Annotated in this window: 6 protein-coding genes and 1 pseudogene; 2 read left to right on the top strand and 5 right to left on the bottom strand. The window is 69.7% G+C overall.

Annotated features, from left to right (window positions below):
- Nucleotides 1–242, bottom strand: a pseudogene (locus ACFQV6_RS44095) (PucR family transcriptional regulator); the annotation flags it as partial.
- A 196-nt stretch (nucleotides 243–438) separates the two neighbouring features.
- Between ACFQV6_RS44095 and ACFQV6_RS44090 the strand changes: the two are divergent.
- Both ACFQV6_RS44090 and ACFQV6_RS44085 read left to right on the top strand, forming a co-directional pair.
- On the top strand, nucleotides 439–891 hold the full coding sequence (locus ACFQV6_RS44090; RefSeq protein WP_378033715.1) for a CBS domain-containing protein: 453 nt from the start codon (nucleotides 439–441) through the stop codon (nucleotides 889–891).
- Between the two features lie 35 nt (nucleotides 892–926).
- Nucleotides 927–1,244: a BON domain-containing protein gene (locus tag ACFQV6_RS44085; RefSeq protein WP_378033714.1), complete on the top strand. Its 318-nt coding sequence runs from the start codon at nucleotides 927–929 to the stop codon at nucleotides 1,242–1,244.
- 70 nt (nucleotides 1,245–1,314) lie between these two features.
- Here ACFQV6_RS44085 and mnhG read toward each other — a convergent pair whose 3' ends face one another.
- From mnhG to ACFQV6_RS44065, 4 genes are all read right to left on the bottom strand, one after another.
- Nucleotides 1,315–1,677 (bottom strand): monovalent cation/H(+) antiporter subunit G, encoded by a 363-nt coding sequence (gene mnhG / locus ACFQV6_RS44080; RefSeq protein WP_378033713.1) that lies wholly within the window; start codon nucleotides 1,675–1,677, stop codon nucleotides 1,315–1,317.
- On the bottom strand, nucleotides 1,674–2,006 hold the full coding sequence (locus ACFQV6_RS44075; protein WP_378033712.1) for a monovalent cation/H+ antiporter complex subunit F: 333 nt from the start codon (nucleotides 2,004–2,006) through the stop codon (nucleotides 1,674–1,676). Before ACFQV6_RS44075 ends, mnhG begins: the two co-directional genes overlap by 4 nt.
- Entirely contained in the window at nucleotides 2,003–2,536 is a 534-nt protein-coding gene (locus ACFQV6_RS44070) for a Na+/H+ antiporter subunit E (protein ID WP_378033711.1), read from the bottom strand. Before ACFQV6_RS44070 ends, ACFQV6_RS44075 begins: the two co-directional genes overlap by 4 nt.
- Nucleotides 2,533–3,009 (bottom strand): proton-conducting transporter membrane subunit (locus ACFQV6_RS44065; RefSeq protein WP_378033710.1); only part of this gene is annotated, 477 nt, incomplete at its 5' end. The genes ACFQV6_RS44070 and ACFQV6_RS44065, both read right to left, overlap by 4 nt.

Raw genomic sequence — 3,009 nt, 5'->3', positions numbered from 1 at the left:
CCCGCGGAGATCCCCTGCTCGGCGGCGCGCCGGCCGAGCAGGCCGACCGCGTCCAGCTCACCGCTCTTCACCTGCCGGCCGTGGATCGCCGCGTCGGTGAGCAGCAACAGGTAGTCGCCGAGCAGCTCCACCGGCACCCCGCCGGCGTCCCGGCCGGCACCCTCGGCCACCTCGACGAGCCAGGCGTTCTCCGGCTCGGACATCGCCGGCCGGCGCCTGCCCCGCCCCAAGCTGCCCGTCATCCGCGCCTCACCCTCCCTGACGATCAGCGGTTCTTGCCGACCGTAGGTCGCCGTTTCTTGCCGACCGTAGGTCGCCGTTTCTTGCCGACCTTCGGCAGCTTAACCCGCCCATCTCTGTGCGCGGCAGCCCTACCAGGTCAAACCGGATGAGGCGACCATGGAAGCAGACCGGAAATAGGAACAGGAGGAGAGCAGCATGTCGCAGTTACGTGTCAAGGACGTCATGACCACCGAGGTGATCACGGTTCCGCACGATGCGCCGGTGGCGCAGATCGTCACGCTGCTCTCCCGCCGCCGGATCAGCGCGGTGCCGATCACCGACGAATTCGATGCCGTCCTCGGCGTGGTCTCCTGGACCGACCTGCGCGCGAAGATCGAGATCGGCGTACCGCAAACCCGCTGGTGGCGCCGTCTCGTGCCGTCGCTTCCCCAGTGGCCCGAGGGCACCGCCGTCGAGGTGATGAGCAGCCCGCCGTTGACCGTCGAGGCGGACGCGTCGCTCGATGCCGCCGCCGGGCTGATGTACCGCGGCGGCGTGGGCCGGTTGCTCGTCGTCGACGGCGAACGCCGGCTGCGCGGCATCGTGACCAGGTCGGACCTGTTCAAGGCGCATGCCGAACGAGCACTGCTTGCCGATGCCCGGCAATGATCAGCGATCCCACCAGCTCAAGGAGAGGTTTTGTCATGAAATCGCAGATTGACGACGCCGGCACGCGGGTGACCGCGATCCGCGACGAGGTGCAGGACGTGCTGCGCCGCCGGCTGTGGATCGGCCCCGGACAGGTACAGGTGCACGTCGACGACGGCACCGCGACCCTGACCGGCGCGGTCGGCCGGCGCTCGACCGCCGGGATCGCCACGCGGCTGGCCGCCGGCGTGCCCGGCGTCAGCACGGTGCAGGACCGCATCGGATACGACTTCGACGACACCCGGCTGCTGCGGTCCCGGTTCGGCGGCAGGCACATGTTCAGCGCCGAACCGTTCCACCCCGCTCAGCGCTGAAATGAATCAGCGCTGAAATGAATCAGCGCTGAAATGAATCAGCGCTGAAATGAATCAGCGCTGAGACGGATCAGCGCTGAGACGGATCAGCGCCGGCCCGGTCCTCGGCCAGTTCGTCGACCACGAGAAGGTCGGCGCGCACCTGCCCACTCCGATACACCGCCCGGCCGACCATGTGCGCGGCAACCGGTGCGGTGGCCAGCTGGAAGACGCCGATCAGCACGAGCGTCGTGATGTCGACGGTGGTCCGCAACCGCAGCGCCGTTCCGGCGAGAATCAGCAGCAACCCCAGGACCTGCGGTTTGGTCGCCGCGTGCATGCGCGACAGCAGGTCGGGAAAACGCAACAGCCCGACTCCGGCCGCGAGGCTGAGCAGAGCCCCGGAGATCAGGCAGGTGCCGGCCAGAACATCGGCGACAGTATCAAGGGTCATCGCCGGCTCCCCGGAGCGAAACGGCTCCCCGGAGCGAAACGGCTCCCCGAAGCGGAACGGCTCCCCGAAGCGGAACGGCTCCCGGGGGCGAACCGGGCGACGCTCACCGAGCCGATGAAGCCCAGGATCGACAGGACCACCAGGATCGGCAGCGACGTCGCGTCGCGGGTGTATGCCGCCTCCGCGGCGATCGCGCACACCACCACGGCGAGCAGCACGTCGACGGCGACGATGCGGTCCAGCGTGGTCGGCCCCCGTACGACGCGTACCAGGACCAGCGCTGTCGCGGCACTGAGCAGCACGGACACGATGACACCAACGACGATCATGACGGTCTCCCCTCGAGCAGTTCGATCTCGGCGTCGGAGCCGATCGCCCGTACGATGCGGGCCTCTGTCTGATAAACGCTGTCGCGGAACTGCTCCACGGCGGCGCGGTCGGACACCGCGATGACATGGATGTAAAGGGTCGTCGAGGCCTGGTCGGTGTCCACGATGAGGCTGCCGGGGATCAGCGACACCGCCTCGCCGGTCAGCGTGAGCACCAGATCGCTGGGCACCCGCAGCGGCACCCGGATGATGGCGCTGCGGGGCCGGTGACCGAAACGGAATGCCAGCACGGCCAGTTGCACGCTGGCGGCGACCAGATCGGCGACGAACCGCCAGGCCAGGCGCAGCAGCCCCCGCAGCCGGGGGCGACCGCCGAAGGTGACGGGCGGCAGCGGGAACACGGTCAGCACGACGACGGCGACGGCCAGCCCGGTGATCAGGTGGAACCAGGAGAAGACACCCCAGAGCAGCATCCAGATCGCGGTGATCCCGGCCGCCGCGATGACGCTGTCCCGCCATCTGACCCTCACGGTGACTCCTTCCCGAAGACGGCTCGCACGTACGGTTCCCGGTCGAGAAGCTCGGCGGCCGCCCGGCTGGTGACCTCCGACAGCGGCCCGGAGACCACGGTGAGCCCGGTGCCGAGCACGACGAGGGCGATCGTGGAACCGACCATCAGCTTCGGGAGGACCCGTCCGGGAGCGGGGCTCTCGGTGCGGGGCGCCCGCCAGAAGGCCAGGTTCCAGACCCGGCCGATCGCGTAGAGCGTGAGCAGGCTGGTGACGACGCTGCCGGTGACGAGCAGCCAGGCCAGGGTGCCGCCGTCGGCGACGCCGGCCTGCAGCAGGCCGAGTTTGCCGAGGAAGCCGGAGAACGGGGGTATCCCCGCGAGGTTGAGCGCCGGCAGGAAGAAGAGCACGCCGAGGACGGGTGCCAGCCGGGCGAGCCCGCCGAGCCGGTCCAGGGTGGTGGTGCCGCCCCGCCGCTCGATCAGCCCGGCGGC

It is taken from the genome of Actinoplanes sp. GCM10030250 (assembly GCF_042666575.1).
Classification (GTDB): Bacteria; Actinomycetota; Actinomycetes; order Mycobacteriales; family Micromonosporaceae; genus Actinoplanes.
The sequence above is the reverse complement of the archived record's forward strand: the minus strand, read 5'-3'. Positions and strand labels throughout refer to the sequence as shown.

Bases quoted from the DNA above. Each gene is read 5' to 3' on its own strand.
- ACFQV6_RS44090 (WP_378033715.1), top strand. From the start codon at position 439: ATGTCGCAGTTACGTGTCAAGGACGTCATGACCACCGAGGTGATCACG.
- ACFQV6_RS44085 (WP_378033714.1), top strand. From the start codon at position 927: ATGAAATCGCAGATTGACGACGCCGGCACGCGGGTGACCGCGATCCGC.
- mnhG (WP_378033713.1), bottom strand. From the start codon at position 1,677: ATGACCCTTGATACTGTCGCCGATGTTCTGGCCGGCACCTGCCTGATC.
- ACFQV6_RS44075 (WP_378033712.1), bottom strand. From the start codon at position 2,006: ATGATCGTCGTTGGTGTCATCGTGTCCGTGCTGCTCAGTGCCGCGACA.